The organism is Streptomyces sp. NRRL F-2580, from assembly GCF_000720115.1.
Classification (GTDB): domain Bacteria; phylum Actinomycetota; class Actinomycetes; order Streptomycetales; family Streptomycetaceae; genus Streptomyces.
In genome coordinates, this window is sequence record NZ_JOIR01000052.1 from 42,467 (window position 1) to 54,923 (window position 12,457).

Consider the following 12,457-nt stretch of genomic DNA (forward strand, 5'->3'; position numbering starts at 1 on the left):
GGCCTTGGCCATTGCATGGCCATAGGGGCGGCGCGGGGTCTCCCACCAGACCAGGCTGGTTGTCCCCCTTACAGTCCCAGAAGCCACGGCCGCAGTCCAGACGACGCCCGGCCGCTGTGGATAGGCCGTACATATGGGAAGGAGCGACGTGGATCGCTGGACTTCATCGTCATCGTCGCGTCCAGCGGACGCGCCCCGTCTGCCCCTCGGTCTGCCGGACCGGGACAGCACCACCCCTAGGACCAGATCCGTCGTCACACCTCCCGCAGGCCAACCACCTGCTGGAACTCAGCGGCGCCGAGCGCCTGTTCCCCATCACTGCACGCCCGAACACCTGACCACCGCGCCCGCACCGCTCTGTCGTGCCAGTCCGATCGCTGCGCCCGATACGTCCCCGAGTGCGTCTGGAGCGGGCGCCGCGAACCGGCCGGATGAGAATGATGTCCGTCAGGCCTTAGGTGGACAAGGCCGCGGTCCGGTCGCGCACTTGCCGCCATTTGGAGGATGAAACGCGCCCACCGGGGTGACCTCCGCCCGGTTCACGGCCCGGTACCACTGCACCACGCACACGCCGACGCGAGGATGCACGGGCCGGTTTCCCCGATTCTTCGCGGCTGGAGTCCCTCATTGCTCGAACGCAAGCAGCTCAAGGGCCGTACCCAGGTCACCTTCATCCTCCCCGAGGACGCCCCGGACGGGCCGGTCAGCGTGGTCGGGGACTTCAACCACTGGAACCCCGCCGCCCACCCCCTGGAGCCCCGCGGTGACGGCACCCGCGCCGCGACCGTCGCCCTGCCCGCCCACAGTGCGCACTCCTTCCGCTACCTCGCAGCCGGCGATTACTGGTTCGACGACGAACACGCCGACAGCCACGACGGCACCAACAGCCGGCTCCACACCTGACCACCGATCTGCAGGCCGCTGCCGAGCCGCCCCCGAGCCGGCCCGGCACAGCGGCCTCCCTGATCACCCGCGCCTCTCGTTGGCCCAGCAGTCCCAGCGGCCGGGCAGCGACGCGCTCACTCATCACGTCCGGGCTTTCGCGGCCATGCTCGCGGACCGCAAGGGTGAGGCGTCTGCCCGAATGGCTTGCCGCGCTCCGGCAGGACGACCTGCCCTGGAACTCTGGTGTCGTCGAAGGCCACGTCGGCTCACCCCGGCAGGCTATGGGCACGGCCACCCCCGCCTACCCACCTCTGCGCCGATCGGGGGGCTCCCGCCTTTCCTGGCCAGCCGCACCGGTGAATCCGTTCCGGCTGGGCGCACGCTGACTCAGACGGCAGGATGTCCACGCCTCCTGCTGTCGTCGGGCTGTGACCGTGGTTGACGCCTCTTCTTCCGGTCACAGCCCGACGCCCCCTCAGCTTGCTCTGGTTGTGTCCTTTCCTGTCGCCGCCCCCGTTGGTCGCGTCAACACCGGCACGACCCCGCCGCAACCGGCACGATGCCTGTCATGCAGCCGCTGCCGGCAGGCAGGGCGTGCGAGCGGTCGGTTCAAACGGTGCGGGTGACGGTGACCAGGACGGCGACGGGTTGGGTTGCGTCGTGTTGGGTGAGACAGGCGGTGACTGCGGTCCGCACGTCCTCGCGAACCTGTCGGGCGATGTCGACGACGCGACGGTCAGCGTGCAGGATGCAGCGCACTTCCACGTGCCATCCGCCTTCTGGGGTGTGTTCGCAGCGGATGCCGGCCGCCTCGTGGTGCGAGGTGGTTCTTGCCGTCATGGCGCGGGAGGCTGCGAGAGCCAGTCGGTCGGCGAGAGCGGGCTGAAGTGCGGCGACACCGGGAGCGGCGAGGGCTGCTGCGGCTGCCGCCTGCTGGATGTCCTCAGGGTGGGGGGCGGTCATCGTTCGCTCAGCTCGAACCGCGCGCCACCCGGCACACTGGGGAGTTCCAGCACGGCGTTGATTTCCAGGTCGACGGCTGTGACGGCGAGACCGAGGGTGTGCTCAGCGGCGTTGAGGACAGCTTGTCGCACCTTTTCGGCCCGTTCCCGCAGCGGCTTGTCGAGCGCGGCTGCCACCGTGATGGCGACGGAGTGGCCGTCCGGTACGGGGATCAGGCGGCAGCTGGCCGCGCGGGCGCCGAGGACGGTGTCGGCGGCCCGGCGCAGCACCTTCGCGGCGGCGCTCTCGGCGATGCGCAGATTGCGTTCGGGATCGTCCAGCCAGAGCATGGTCCCCAGTCGCACCTCGGCCCGGACCGCGTTGATGACCCGGTTGGCGAGGCTGTGGCTGTCGGGTTGTTCCTCGGCGCGCAGAGCAAGGGTGGCCCGGTCCAGGGCTGCCAGCCCTTCGACAGCCTCTTGGCAGTAGGGGCAGCTGGTGCTGTGCGGGTCTGCCGCACCGGCGGGGTCCCGGGCCTGTTCCCAGGCGCGGCCGAGGGGGCGTCCACAGGGCAGCAGCTCAGCGCCGACCAGCAGCTCGGCGTCAGGGATCAGTGGTGCCCCGGTCCTCGGGGCACCCACGTTCTCGGGCTCGTCGTGGGAGGTGAGGTGCGGGTCGTCTAGCGCCATGGGCGCATCGCCTCCATCAGAGCGCGTCGTGCGCGAAAGAGTCTGCCGCGCACCGTTTGTTCGCTGGTGCCCACCACGTGGGCGATCTCTTCGTAGTGCAGGCCGTGCAGCTCCCGCAGGACCCAGCACACGCGCAGCTCGGGGCGCAGTTCCATCAGCGCTCGCACCAGGGCGGCTGTCGCTGCGTCCGCCTCAGCCACGCGGGGCGGCGAGCTGTCCGCGTCCGCGGCAGCGGGTTCGGGGACGACGTCCAGGGGCAGAGGGCGGGGCTGGTGACGCAAAGTGTTGAGGCAACGGTTCGTGACGATGCGGTACATCCAGGTGCCGAACGAGGCGCCGTGGCGGAATTCCGGGAGCCGCCTCCAGGCGCTGAGGAAGGAGTCCTGGACGGCGTCCTCGGCGTCTGCCCGGTTGCCGAGCAGATGCTGGGCGAGGGCGAGCAGGCGGCTACCGTGCCGACGGACCAGCACGGCGAAGGCTTCTTCATCCCCTTCGGAAGCCCGTACCGCCAGGACACTGTCGTCCAGGTCGCTGGCACTGCCCCGGTCTGCGGCGACGTCGGCGATCGGCTGCGGCGTCGGCCGCAGCGGGAGGTGTGTGCCGTTCGGGGGCGGGGGTCTCGTCCGATTGCGCATCCGCCGCTCGCTTTCTGCCGGAGACGGTCGTCACGGCCTGCGTACGCACTCCTCGATGGTATGCGGTGTACGTCACGCCGGCCGAGTGAGGAATGCCCCTGCGGCGTGTCTAAAGCATGAGGGCACCGCACCGGCGCCCGGACCGACACCCTGGGGAGGTCCTCATGTCGGACACCGTCAACCCCACCGCGGGCGGGAACGTGTCGCGCCCTGCCGGCAAGGCGCTCACGGGCCACACCGGCGCCGGAACGGCTCCCGAGACGCGGGGCCGGACGACCATCGCCGACAGCGTCGTCGAAAAGATCGTAGGAATGGCCACCCGCGAGGTGCCGGGCATCCACAGCCTCGGCTCCGGTATGGCCCGCACGCTCGGGGCGGTAACGGACAAGGTCGCCGGCGGACGTTCCAACGTGTCTCGCGGCGTGAAGGTCGAGGTGGGCGAACGGCAGGCCGCCGTCGATCTCGCCGTGGTCGTGGAGTACGGCGTTGCCATCGTGGACATCGCCGCCGACGTCCGCACCAGCGTCATCACGGCTGTGGAACGCATGACCGGCCTGGAGGTCGTCGAAGTGAACATCACCGTCGACGACGTCCACCTGCCCGACGAGGAGGACGAGGAGGTCGAGGGCCGCGTGCAGTGATCCCTCGCAGCCCACGGCATTCCGCCGCCGGGCGAAGAAACGATCGACGTGACATTCAGACGTGAAATTCAGGTGAGTGAGATGAGCGCAGCAACCACGGGCCTGCTTGCCGGCATGGCCCTGGGCTTCGCCGCATTCTTCGGCGGCTTCTGGGCGTTCCTGCTCGTGGCGTTCCTGGGCCTGGTGGGCCTGGTGATCGGCCGCATGTTGCAGGGTGACCTGGAGCTCTCCGACTTCACGCGTTCCCGGGACCGGCAGTGACCTCGCAGCCTGCCGCTGCTTCGCCCGGCGGAGCAGCAGCGACCCGGCCGGTCCTGCCGGCTGCCGAACGTGGCGCCACGGTGATCCCGGACAAGGTGGTGGCCCGTATCGCGGCCCGCGCCGCACGGGAGGCTCTGGCCGCGCACGCGGATACGTCAGCCGCGCATGCGAAGCTGGCCGCTCCGCACGCCTCGGTCACCGCCGGGAGCGGCACAGCCCGGCTGGGACTGACCTTGGACCTGCCCTACCCGATAGACCTCGCCGGTGCCTCCCGCCAGGTGCAGCACTACGTCAGCGAGCGGGTCGCCCATCTGACCGGGATGCGCGTCACTGAAGTCACCCTCGCCATCGAGCACCTGGTTCCCGCCAACGGCCTGGAAGACCGACGCGTGCAGTGAACCGGTCCGCAGGCACACCGGGAAGGAGAGCCGGTATGAAACGGGACCAAGCGCCCCCGGCCGGGTCGGAGCAGTCCTCCGCACCCGACGAGGTCACCTCCCGCACGGTGGAGCAACTGGCAAAGCAGTCCTCGGCCGGCCCACTGCCGACGGTCAGGCGCCCGTGGTCCGCGCGCCGGATACCCGCGGCGCTGACCGCCCTGCTCATCGGGGCTGCGGCCGGGACCCTCTTGTTCGACATCATCAGGGTCCACGCGGGCCGGCCTGCATCAGCCTGGCGCACGCGCCTGGCCGACGAACTGGCCACCCGCCCGCTGGATGACACCTGGATACGGATCGGGGCGGTCGTCATCGGCCTCCTCGGCCTCTGGCTGATCGTCCTGGCACTCACCCCCGGCCTGCGGGACCAGTTGCCCCTCAGAACCCCCGACGCGCAGACGCAGGCCGTGCTGGACCGTGACGCCGCGGAACTCCTTCTGCGGGACGCCGCCATGCGCGTCCCCGGGGTCAGTACCGCCAGGATCCGGATCTCCCGGAACCGCGTCGGGACCCGGGCGGACGTGCGTTTCCGCGCCCCGGCCGACGTCAAGGCCGATCTCCTGGCCGCTCTACGGGAGGAACTCGACCGGCTTGCCCTCGCCCGCCCTCCTCGGCTCGCCGTTCGGGTACGCCCGCGCCGGAAGTGACTCGTCGCTGAAGGACCATGGCCGAGCGAGAGACAGGAAACGGATCCCATGAAGAGGAAGTCCGCAATCAACCGAGTCCTGCTGGCCCTGACAGGCATCGTCCTGCTCGGCTCAGGCATCCTGATTCTGGCGGGTGGCTTCGACCTGTACCGGCGCTGGCGGCTGGCACCACCGGACGGCTGGCCCCTGACCACTCCCGACGGCGTCCTGCTCGACGCCGCCGATCGCACCCGCTGGACGGACGAGGGATGGTGGGGGCCCGTGGTCATCGCCGTCTTGGCCATCGTCGTTCTGCTCGCCGCGTGGTGGCTGCTGGCGCAACTGCGCCGCACGCACCCCGGACACATACCCGTGGGCGGACTGCCCGCCGCGGACGGTGTGGAACTGCGGGAGCGCGCCCTCAGCAACGCTCTGGCCGCCGACGCGCAACAACAGCCCGGCGTCCAGAAAGCCCGGGCAAGGATGGACGGCTCGGCCAAGCATCCGGAAGCGCACCTCGACCTCACCCTTACCTCCGACAGCGCCCCCGGCCCCGTCCTCCAGGCGCTGGGCGACGGTCCGCTGGAACGCGCCCGCCACTCCACCGGCCAGACCCACCTCCCCGCGAAGGTGCAGCTGCGGGTAACTCCGCACAAAGCCCACCGCGCCGACTAAGTCCTCTGCGCCCGAGTCCGAGCACCCGACCGTCGGGTGCTCGGGGTGCTCGGGGTGCTCGTCGCACACGACCAGGGTCTCCTCGCCCCACGGCTTGAGCTGCAGAAAGATCCTCGCCTCCTCGCCATACCCAAAGCCTTGAACGAAGCCTCCAGTTCAGCTTCGAGTGTGCTTACCTTCCTGACGCACTCCGGATGGCTTGTGCCAAAGCGGCGCTACCCGGCGCGGCGCCTGCCGGGCGGGTCCTGAGGATCCACGCCCGTCGCGGCGGAGGCGCCTTTCGTCCCGCTGGGCCGCTGGGAGCGGCCGCGGGAGCCCAGTTCGTGCATGCCCCTCTGCTCGGAGCCCTTGCTCTGGTCCTCGCCTCGCTTGCCGTGGCTCTTCACCGGTTTGCCGTGGAGCGCTCGGGTTGTCCTGCTGACGGGGCGACGTCGATGTTCACGAGAACGGGAGGCGCCCCGGCGGGTGCTCGCTGAAGTCAGTTGTGGCGGGCCAGCTTGACCGCGGAGACAAGCAGGATCACGACCAGCAGGGGGATGAGGACCAAGTCCGGGAACACGCCGAGTAGCAGCCCGCCCAGAACGGCGCCGGCGATCGATCCTGTGGCCATGACCGCGATGAAGCGGAGGTTGGCGCCGAGGACGGCGAAGCTGCCGTCGCGGCTGTAGCGGGCAAAGGCCACCAGCATGGTGGGCAGGGAGACCAGAAGAGAGAGGCTTCCGGCGGTTTTGACGTCCTCACCGAACAGCAGCACGATCGTCGGGATCAGCAGCTCCCCGCCTGCCACACCCATGATCGCCGCGACCACGCCGATCCCGAACCCGGCCGCGACGCCAGCAGGCACCTGCGCCCCCAGGGGTAGCGCGAGCCCGTCCAGGGCCGTGGTGTGCGTGACTATCAGGGCGGCGACCATCAGCACCATCAACGCCGCGAGGACCTTGTACAGGGTGGCGGAGCGCATGCGTACCGCCCAGGTGGCTCCGGCCCAGGCGCCGACCAGGCTGCCCGCCAACAAGTTGACGGCGACCGGCCACCGCGCTGCCAGTTCGGCGGCCGGGACCGCAACCAACCGGGCGGGCAACGCGACCGAGACCACGACCAGGCTCATCGCCTTGTTCAGGATGACCGCTGAGAGCGCCGCGAACCCGAAGAGGCCGATCAACAGCGGCAGACGGAACTCCGCGCCCCCCAGACCGATCATCCCGCCCAGAACGCCGATGGCCGCTCCCGCACCGAAGACGACGGACGCCGATCGCGCCGAGCGAAGGGAGACAGGATTCTGGTCAGTGCGCACGACGGGCATCCTCGCTGCTCACGGAACGGCCCGCTACGGACTGACCGTACTTTCAGGGAAACCCACTGAACACCTGCCCAGGAATTGTCATGACCTCCGAGCGCGCCCCGCCCGCTCGGCACGCCTGCGCTTCGGGCCCGAACCTCGGGCGTCACGACACCCTTCCCGACAGTGTCATGTCATCGTGCGCCGGCGCCCGCCGGAGCGGCCTGTAGCCCAGGCCAGGCGCCGCGGGCGCTCTGCCGGGTTCAGCCGCGAATCAAGACGGTGCGGCCTCCAGAACTCCACACTCTGCGGATTGAGCCAAAGGGGATGAATGGGACCGCTTGCTACATCAATGCGGGGTGCGTGGGTAGCCGGGCACCATGGCCCCCCACACTCACACCCCGCTCCGTGCTGTCGCGCTCGTCTGCACCCTGTCCCCCTCCCCCGCGCCGTCGAGTTCCCAGCTTCTCGCCGAGCACGGCGTCACCGGCAAGACCGTCCGGATCGCCGATCACGACGTGAAGCCGGCGTGCAGACCGACATGGGCGACGGGGACGCCTGGCCGGAGATCAGGGACACGATCCTGGGCTGCGACATCCGCATCCTCTCCACGCCGATCTGGCTCGGCCACCCCCAGCGGGTCCTGGAACGGCTGAACGCCGAGATCTCCCAGACCGACGACGAGGGCCGCATGCTCACCTACGGCAAGGCCGCCGCGGTCTGCGTCGTCGATGTCGTCCCATAAAGCGCCCCGCGTTTCGGACCCCGTTACCCGCTACCCGCGCCCGCCGTTCCCCGACCAGGAGCAGGAACACCCCGGCTCGACCGAGGAGATGGATCCCCGCCCTGACCACGGCGAGGACTCCTATCAAGGCCACGACGTACTCCTGGACCGGGCGGCCCTGGTCACCGGAGGCGATTCCGGCATCGGCCGGGCCGTGTGCCTGGCCTTCGCCCGTGAAGGCGCGGACGTCATCTTCACCCACCTTCCCGAGGAAGCGGACGAGGCGGCCGAGACCGCACGACTGGTCGGCGACGCAGGCCGCAAGGCCGTCGCCGTCGAGTGCGACATCCGCGACGAGACGCAGTGCGAGGCTCTGATCGACCGCGCCGTGGGCGAGCTGGGGCACCTCGACATCCTCGTCAACAACGCCGCGTACCAAATGTCTCAGCCCGACGGGATCGAGGCGATCACCACGGAGCAGTTCGACCGGGTGATGAAGACCAACCTGTACGGGATGTTCTGGCTCTCCCGCGCGGCTCTCGCTCACATTCCGCGTGGCGGGTCGATCATCAACACCACGTCGGTGCAGGGCTACCAGCCCAGCCCGCACCTGCTCGACTACGCGATGACGAAGTCGGCGATCATCTCCTTCACCCACGGGCTGGCGCAGATGGTCGCCGAGCGCGGCATCCGCGTCAACGCCGTCGCCCCCGGGCCGGTTTGGACGCCGCTGATCCCGGCGACCATGCCCGACGTGACGGAGTTCGGCAAGCAGTCGCCCCTGGGCCGAGCGGCCCAGCCGGCAGAGATGGCTCCCGCCTACGTCTTCCTGGCCTCACCTCAAGCCAGCTACATCACCGGGGAGATCGTCAACGCCACCGGCGGCACACCCCTCCCGTAACCTGCCGCGCTCACATGCGCAGGTCCCTCGCCCGACCACGCCGGCGCCCCTAAGGAGACCCCCCATGACGTAGCAACAGCAGCAGGCAGTAGACGCCGCCACGAACGGACTGCCGGGCCGACCGGGCCCGGTGCCCCCGCCCGTGGCCGAGCCCATGCAGCCGGGTGAGCCGCTGCCCCCGAAGCAAGCCCCCGACCCCCCGCGCGTCCTGCTGCTCGTCACCGAGGCGCACCGGCACGGCAAGGCCATCGGCGGCCGGAACGGCGCCGGGGATCTCCTCGAATCGTGCGGCATCGGAGCGAACGAGCCGGACATCGCCACCGGCGACACCAGCACGGCGATCGTGGAGGAGCTGACGCAGGCGCTGGGCGAACACCGCGCTTGGGACCGCTTGCCCGCCTACCTCTGACGCCACTGCCCCTCGCCGCCACCCGCAGACCAACGACGGTGCGGTATCTGTCTCGGCCTTGCTCTTTCGCGGCCCGGATCCGGGCGGTGGAGCCGCAAGGTCGCTCGTGTCAGCGGCTCGCGCCCAGCCGTTTCTGGCAGCTTGGAGGGGCATGGCGAAGACCGCAGTTGTCATCATCGGCATGCTGAACACGTACGACCATCAGGACACAGATGATCTGGTCCCCCGTCGAACAGGCCCGGCCGACGCTTGTGACGCTCGCCGAGAACGAGGGATTGGCCGGGATGGGCGACATGCCTACGCCGTCCGCTGGGGTAACGAGCCGGGCAGGCACACCGTCGATATAAACCCGTTCGACGGCTGGTATGTCCATGGATCGGGGGTAGGGGCCGCGCATGACTGCTATCGAAACACTCGCGGCCGAAGGCCAGGCCTCACTCTTCCTCATGTTCGCCGGAGTGGTCCTGGTCATCCTCCTGATCGGCGCCTTCTGGTACGGCAGCAGACGCAGGCGCCGCGAAGTACCGCCGACCGAGCAAAACCCTGTCACACAACGCCGCGCGGACTCCTGGCAGACGCCGGAAGAGCATGGGCGCGATCAAAAGGACCAGGAGTATCCCGACCGTGAGTAGACGGGCCGGACCCACTGATCCTTCGAATCGGAACGGCCAGATGGATATCAGGGCCCCAAAGGCTCGTTCAGTCGCGAGAAGCAAAGGCTTCACCGGAGTCACGGAGGGCGGCCGGATCCGCAGAAGGGACGGATCGAGGAGGTCCCTGACGAGGGCCCGCATGCGGTGTACCGGGCGCGGAACGAGGAAACCAACGAAATCCAGGTCATCACCCAGGGCCAGATCGACTGAAGCGTCCGTCTACCCGGCAGGGGGCTCCGGTCGGACGACGTATGGCCACTGCGCCCGATCGGTCGACCGAGGCCTTGACCACAGCCAAGATCGCTCCCTGGGTCGCAGCGGCTAGCAGGATCTGCCTCCACGTGCGGTGGAGGCCTTCATCGGCGACGTGCGCGGCTGCGACGCACCAGCACGAGGGCGATGATCACAGCGCCGGCGACCAGGAGCGGAGTGCGGTTGCCCCGTACGGCCGTCGCGGCTTGGCCGGCCTTCTCCCGCAGCGGGTCCGGGGTCATGTCCGCCGCGTACTGTCCGGCGCGGGTCGCGCCGCCCCACACCTGTGCGGCGGCTTGGACGGTCTTGTCCAGGACCGAGTCGGGGGTGTTGTCCCGCACCAGCCGGGCCGCTTGTTCCGCCTTCTCGCGGATCTGGTCGGCGATGAGGAAAGTCTTCTCGGCGGTTTGCTGCTTCATGGCGGCGGTCTTCTCCTTGGTTTGGGCCTTGCTGTCGGCCTTGGCGGCCAGAGCCTCAACGGTCTGGCCGAGCTCGTCGCGAGTGCGCTCGATCTTCTTGCGCAGTGCTTACCCCGGCACCGCCTCAACACCCGTCCCGACGAGCAGGAGCTCTGCGCGGGTCGGCGCAGCAGGACGGCGATGAAGACCGCGGCCCCCCGCCTCGGCGGCCTGGCGTTCGGGTGCAGTCGGCGCCAGGCCGGGATAGCGGCGTGGCAGCGGGTAGGCGTCGTGTATGAACTCACGCACCCTCGACACCTCGCCCGCGGCCGGGCCGACCGCGGCCCTCGACACTGCCTCGGCATGCTGGCTGAGTACCCTGGACCGGCTCGAGCGGACCACGGTGGCCGATCCGGCCATCCGGGTGTTGCAGCGGGGAATCCGCTCGCTCCCCTTGGGCGGCATGCGCGATCTGCTGCGCGGCAGGCCTCTGGGCCACCCCGTGCACCCCGTGCTCGTGCAGGTGCCCATCGGATGTTGGCTGTCGGCCTCGGTACTCGACTTCGTGCCCGGGGCACACCAGGCGGCGACCACCCTGACCGCCGTCGGCCTGGCCGGCGTCGCACCGGCAGCGGTCGCCGGCTGGGCGGACTGGGCGGACCTGCCGCCCGAGCAGGCCCGGGTCGGCTTGGCCCACGCGGCCTCCAATGTCGCTGCGGTGGCCTGCTACACCGCGTCCCTGACCGCACGGCTCCGCGGCCGCTCGGCGAAGGGCCGACTGTGGGCCCTGGGCGGGATGGCTGCGGTAGCCGTCAGCGGTGCGCTGGGCGGCCACGTGGCCTACCGGCAGGCCGTCGGAGCGCACGCCGCAACGTGAGGGAGCCCCTGCGTCGCGCCCGCTCCATACCCCCTGCTGAGCCCCGATCGGAGCCGAGTCCGGTAGGCCCCCCCCGAGCCGTCGCCAAGCCGGGCGTTCTTCAGGAGGGGGGCGTTGCGGTGTGGTCAGGGTGGTGGGGGGTGCGGCGAATCGTTTTGAGGCGGGCTTCCAGGAGATGGCCACGCCCACCGGCCACCTCGTCGACGATGTCACGTTCCACCGCGGCGAACGGCTGGTAGTAGGTGGAGGTGTAGGCCTCGATGATCTGGAACGTCCAATGCCCCGGGATGACGTTGCGGCCCACGATCTCGCGCTCGACCAGGGCGGCCTGCTCCTCGTAGCCCGCCTCCCGCAAGAGTCGCACCGCTTCGCCGAGCTCGAAGTCCGCAGTCCCGGTCAGCTGATGGAACCCGTAGAGGTGGCCACGAGCCCGCTCCGTGGTTTCCAGCGCCTTCGAAAGCGCACCCAGAGCACGCACCGTCTTCTCGTCGACGCCGTCCGGAACCCGGTGTGCCGGATCCATCGGCTCCGACGGGGCTCCGTCGAAGCGGCCTCACGAAATACGGACAAGATCTCATGCCCGGCCGCCAGGATAAGAAACACATAAGAATCGAATGCATGTCCTGAATTCGGCCGGGCAGACGGCGCTTCGGAGGTTGATAACTATGGTTCCCCTGCTTCTCGTTCTTCTGCTGGTCCTGATCCTCTTCGGCGCGGGTTTCGCGGTGAAGATTCTTTGGTGGGTGGCTGCTGCAGTCCTGATCCTGTGGCTGATCGGTTTCGTCGCCCGACCCAAGGGCGGTAGTGGCCGCTGGTACCGCTGGTAGCCACACGCCAACAGCGCAGTTCTGACACTGCATGATCCGGGTGCGTGAAGCCGAAAAGGCGGGGCAGGCGAAGTCCAGGCGGAACGCAGCACGACCGCCGAGCACGACGTACGGAACAAAAGGAGGATCGGCGGAGATTTCATTCCCCGCCGCCCCCCGCTGACCGAGGAGTTGTTTTCGCGTGACTGAGAACGTGTGGAGTTACCAGCCGACCTCGGGCCACCTGGCCGGTACGGATCTGACCGGTTACAAGGTCGAGGCGACCGACGGCAGCATCGGCAAGGTCGACAAGCACTCCGACGAGGTCGGTGACGCCTACCTGGTCGTGGACACCGGCGTCTGGATC

At 69.4% G+C, this 12,457-nt stretch carries 17 protein-coding genes and 3 pseudogenes; 13 read left to right on the forward strand and 7 right to left on the reverse strand.

Going from position 1 to position 12,457, the window contains the following annotated elements; genetic code table 11:
* Nucleotides 1–627: 627 nt before the first annotated feature.
* On the forward strand, nt 628–903 hold the full coding sequence (locus IF88_RS0136140) for an isoamylase early set domain-containing protein (protein WP_030722674.1): 276 nt from the start codon (nt 628–630) through the stop codon (nt 901–903).
* A 591-nt stretch (nt 904–1,494) separates the two neighbouring features.
* Here IF88_RS0136140 and IF88_RS0136145 read toward each other — a convergent pair.
* From IF88_RS0136145 to IF88_RS0136155, 3 genes are read right to left on the reverse strand one after another with little or no spacing between them, the layout of a single operon-like run.
* On the reverse strand, nt 1,495–1,848 hold the full coding sequence (locus IF88_RS0136145; protein ID WP_030722677.1) for an Asp23/Gls24 family envelope stress response protein: 354 nt from the start codon (nt 1,846–1,848) through the stop codon (nt 1,495–1,497).
* Nucleotides 1,845–2,516, reverse strand: a complete 672-nt coding sequence (locus IF88_RS46065) for a hypothetical protein (protein WP_051838174.1) — start codon at nt 2,514–2,516, stop codon at nt 1,845–1,847. The genes IF88_RS0136145 and IF88_RS46065 overlap by 4 nt, the downstream gene beginning before the upstream one ends.
* On the reverse strand, nt 2,507–3,151 hold the full coding sequence (locus tag IF88_RS0136155) for an RNA polymerase sigma factor (RefSeq protein WP_078893361.1): 645 nt from the start codon (nt 3,149–3,151) through the stop codon (nt 2,507–2,509). Before IF88_RS0136155 ends, IF88_RS46065 begins: the two co-directional genes overlap by 10 nt.
* Nucleotides 3,152–3,315: 164 nt before the next feature.
* Between IF88_RS0136155 and IF88_RS0136160 the strand changes: the two genes are divergently transcribed.
* The 5 genes from IF88_RS0136160 (at nt 3,316) to IF88_RS0136180 (ending at nt 5,791) form a co-directional block, all read left to right on the forward strand.
* Complete coding sequence (locus IF88_RS0136160) at nt 3,316–3,792, forward strand: Asp23/Gls24 family envelope stress response protein (RefSeq protein WP_030722686.1); 477 nt, start codon at nt 3,316–3,318, stop codon at nt 3,790–3,792.
* An 81-nt stretch (nt 3,793–3,873) separates the two neighbouring features.
* Complete coding sequence (locus tag IF88_RS0136165; protein ID WP_030722688.1) at nt 3,874–4,053, forward strand: hypothetical protein; 180 nt, start codon at nt 3,874–3,876, stop codon at nt 4,051–4,053.
* On the forward strand, nt 4,050–4,451 hold the full coding sequence (locus IF88_RS0136170) for a hypothetical protein (RefSeq protein ID WP_030722689.1): 402 nt from the start codon (nt 4,050–4,052) through the stop codon (nt 4,449–4,451). Before IF88_RS0136165 ends, IF88_RS0136170 begins: the two co-directional genes overlap by 4 nt.
* Before the next feature lie 35 nt (nt 4,452–4,486).
* Nucleotides 4,487–5,137 (forward strand): DUF6286 domain-containing protein, encoded by a 651-nt coding sequence (locus tag IF88_RS41445; protein ID WP_234323824.1) that lies wholly within the window; start codon nt 4,487–4,489, stop codon nt 5,135–5,137.
* A 48-nt stretch (nt 5,138–5,185) separates the two neighbouring features.
* Nucleotides 5,186–5,791 carry a hypothetical protein gene (locus tag IF88_RS0136180; protein ID WP_030722693.1) on the forward strand — a complete coding sequence of 202 codons (606 nt, stop codon included), beginning with the start codon at nt 5,186–5,188 and terminating at the stop codon, nt 5,789–5,791.
* Nucleotides 5,792–6,269: 478 nt separating this feature from the next.
* On the opposite strand, the gene IF88_RS0136185 is transcribed toward IF88_RS0136180, so the two are convergent.
* On the reverse strand, nt 6,270–7,085 hold the full coding sequence (locus IF88_RS0136185) for a sulfite exporter TauE/SafE family protein (RefSeq protein ID WP_030722695.1): 816 nt from the start codon (nt 7,083–7,085) through the stop codon (nt 6,270–6,272).
* Nucleotides 7,086–7,450: 365 nt separating this feature from the next.
* On the opposite strand from IF88_RS0136185, the pseudogene IF88_RS41450 reads away from it, so the two are divergent.
* The 4 genes and pseudogenes from IF88_RS41450 to IF88_RS0136205 form a co-directional block, all read left to right on the forward strand.
* Nucleotides 7,451–7,800, forward strand: a pseudogene (locus IF88_RS41450) (NADPH-dependent oxidoreductase); the annotation flags it as partial.
* A gap of 1 nt (nt 7,801) precedes the next feature.
* Entirely contained in the window at nt 7,802–8,695 is an 894-nt protein-coding gene (locus tag IF88_RS0136195; protein WP_030722697.1) for an SDR family oxidoreductase, read from the forward strand.
* Nucleotides 8,696–8,837: 142 nt separating this feature from the next.
* Nucleotides 8,838–9,104 (forward strand): hypothetical protein, encoded by a 267-nt coding sequence (locus tag IF88_RS0136200; protein WP_030722700.1) that lies wholly within the window; start codon nt 8,838–8,840, stop codon nt 9,102–9,104.
* A 395-nt stretch (nt 9,105–9,499) separates the two neighbouring features.
* Nucleotides 9,500–9,736, forward strand: a complete 237-nt coding sequence (locus tag IF88_RS0136205) for a DUF6479 family protein (protein ID WP_030722702.1) — start codon at nt 9,500–9,502, stop codon at nt 9,734–9,736.
* A 208-nt stretch (nt 9,737–9,944) separates the two neighbouring features.
* Here the strand turns inward: IF88_RS0136205 and IF88_RS44790 are convergent.
* Together IF88_RS44790 and IF88_RS0136210 are read right to left on the reverse strand one after the other, a co-directional pair.
* Nucleotides 9,945–10,103: pseudogene (locus IF88_RS44790) on the reverse strand (DUF4235 domain-containing protein); the annotation flags it as partial.
* 10 nt (nt 10,104–10,113) lie between these two features.
* Nucleotides 10,114–10,533, reverse strand: a complete 420-nt coding sequence (locus tag IF88_RS0136210; protein WP_078893363.1) for a DUF3618 domain-containing protein — start codon at nt 10,531–10,533, stop codon at nt 10,114–10,116.
* Nucleotides 10,534–10,702: 169 nt separating this feature from the next.
* On the opposite strand from IF88_RS0136210, the gene IF88_RS0136215 reads away from it, so the two are divergent.
* A complete protein-coding gene (locus IF88_RS0136215) occupies nt 10,703–11,284 on the forward strand; it encodes a DUF2231 domain-containing protein (protein ID WP_051838178.1) in 582 nt (193 codons plus the stop codon).
* Nucleotides 11,285–11,384: 100 nt separating this feature from the next.
* Here the strand turns inward: IF88_RS0136215 and IF88_RS0136220 are convergent, their stop codons facing one another.
* Nucleotides 11,385–11,807, reverse strand: coding sequence for a hypothetical protein (locus IF88_RS0136220; protein WP_030722719.1), 423 nt, complete (start codon nt 11,805–11,807; stop codon nt 11,385–11,387).
* Nucleotides 11,808–11,949: 142 nt separating this feature from the next.
* Here IF88_RS0136220 and IF88_RS0136225 point away from each other — a divergent pair, with 142 nt between their 5' ends.
* A complete protein-coding gene (locus IF88_RS0136225) occupies nt 11,950–12,111 on the forward strand; it encodes a hypothetical protein (RefSeq protein ID WP_030722722.1) in 162 nt (53 codons plus the stop codon).
* A 181-nt stretch (nt 12,112–12,292) separates the two neighbouring features.
* A pseudogene (locus IF88_RS41455) lies at nt 12,293–12,457 on the forward strand (PRC-barrel domain containing protein); the annotation flags it as partial.

Excerpts from the sequence above, each read along its gene's own strand:
- IF88_RS0136145 (WP_030722677.1), bottom strand. The coding sequence starts at position 1,848 with ATGACCGCCCCCCACCCTGAGGACATCCAGCAGGCGGCAGCCGCAGCA.
- IF88_RS46065 (WP_051838174.1), bottom strand. The coding sequence starts at position 2,516 with ATGGCGCTAGACGACCCGCACCTCACCTCCCACGACGAGCCCGAGAAC.
- IF88_RS0136155 (WP_078893361.1), bottom strand. The coding sequence starts at position 3,151 with ATGCGCAATCGGACGAGACCCCCGCCCCCGAACGGCACACACCTCCCG.
- IF88_RS0136160 (WP_030722686.1), top strand. The coding sequence starts at position 3,316 with ATGTCGGACACCGTCAACCCCACCGCGGGCGGGAACGTGTCGCGCCCT.
- IF88_RS0136165 (WP_030722688.1), top strand. The coding sequence starts at position 3,874 with ATGAGCGCAGCAACCACGGGCCTGCTTGCCGGCATGGCCCTGGGCTTC.
- IF88_RS41445 (WP_234323824.1), top strand. The coding sequence starts at position 4,487 with ATGAAACGGGACCAAGCGCCCCCGGCCGGGTCGGAGCAGTCCTCCGCA.
- IF88_RS0136180 (WP_030722693.1), top strand. The coding sequence starts at position 5,186 with ATGAAGAGGAAGTCCGCAATCAACCGAGTCCTGCTGGCCCTGACAGGC.
- IF88_RS0136195 (WP_030722697.1), top strand. The coding sequence starts at position 7,802 with ATGTCGTCCCATAAAGCGCCCCGCGTTTCGGACCCCGTTACCCGCTAC.
- IF88_RS0136205 (WP_030722702.1), top strand. The coding sequence starts at position 9,500 with ATGACTGCTATCGAAACACTCGCGGCCGAAGGCCAGGCCTCACTCTTC.
- IF88_RS0136215 (WP_051838178.1), top strand. The coding sequence starts at position 10,703 with ATGAACTCACGCACCCTCGACACCTCGCCCGCGGCCGGGCCGACCGCG.
- IF88_RS0136220 (WP_030722719.1), bottom strand. The coding sequence starts at position 11,807 with ATGGATCCGGCACACCGGGTTCCGGACGGCGTCGACGAGAAGACGGTG.
- IF88_RS0136225 (WP_030722722.1), top strand. The coding sequence starts at position 11,950 with ATGGTTCCCCTGCTTCTCGTTCTTCTGCTGGTCCTGATCCTCTTCGGC.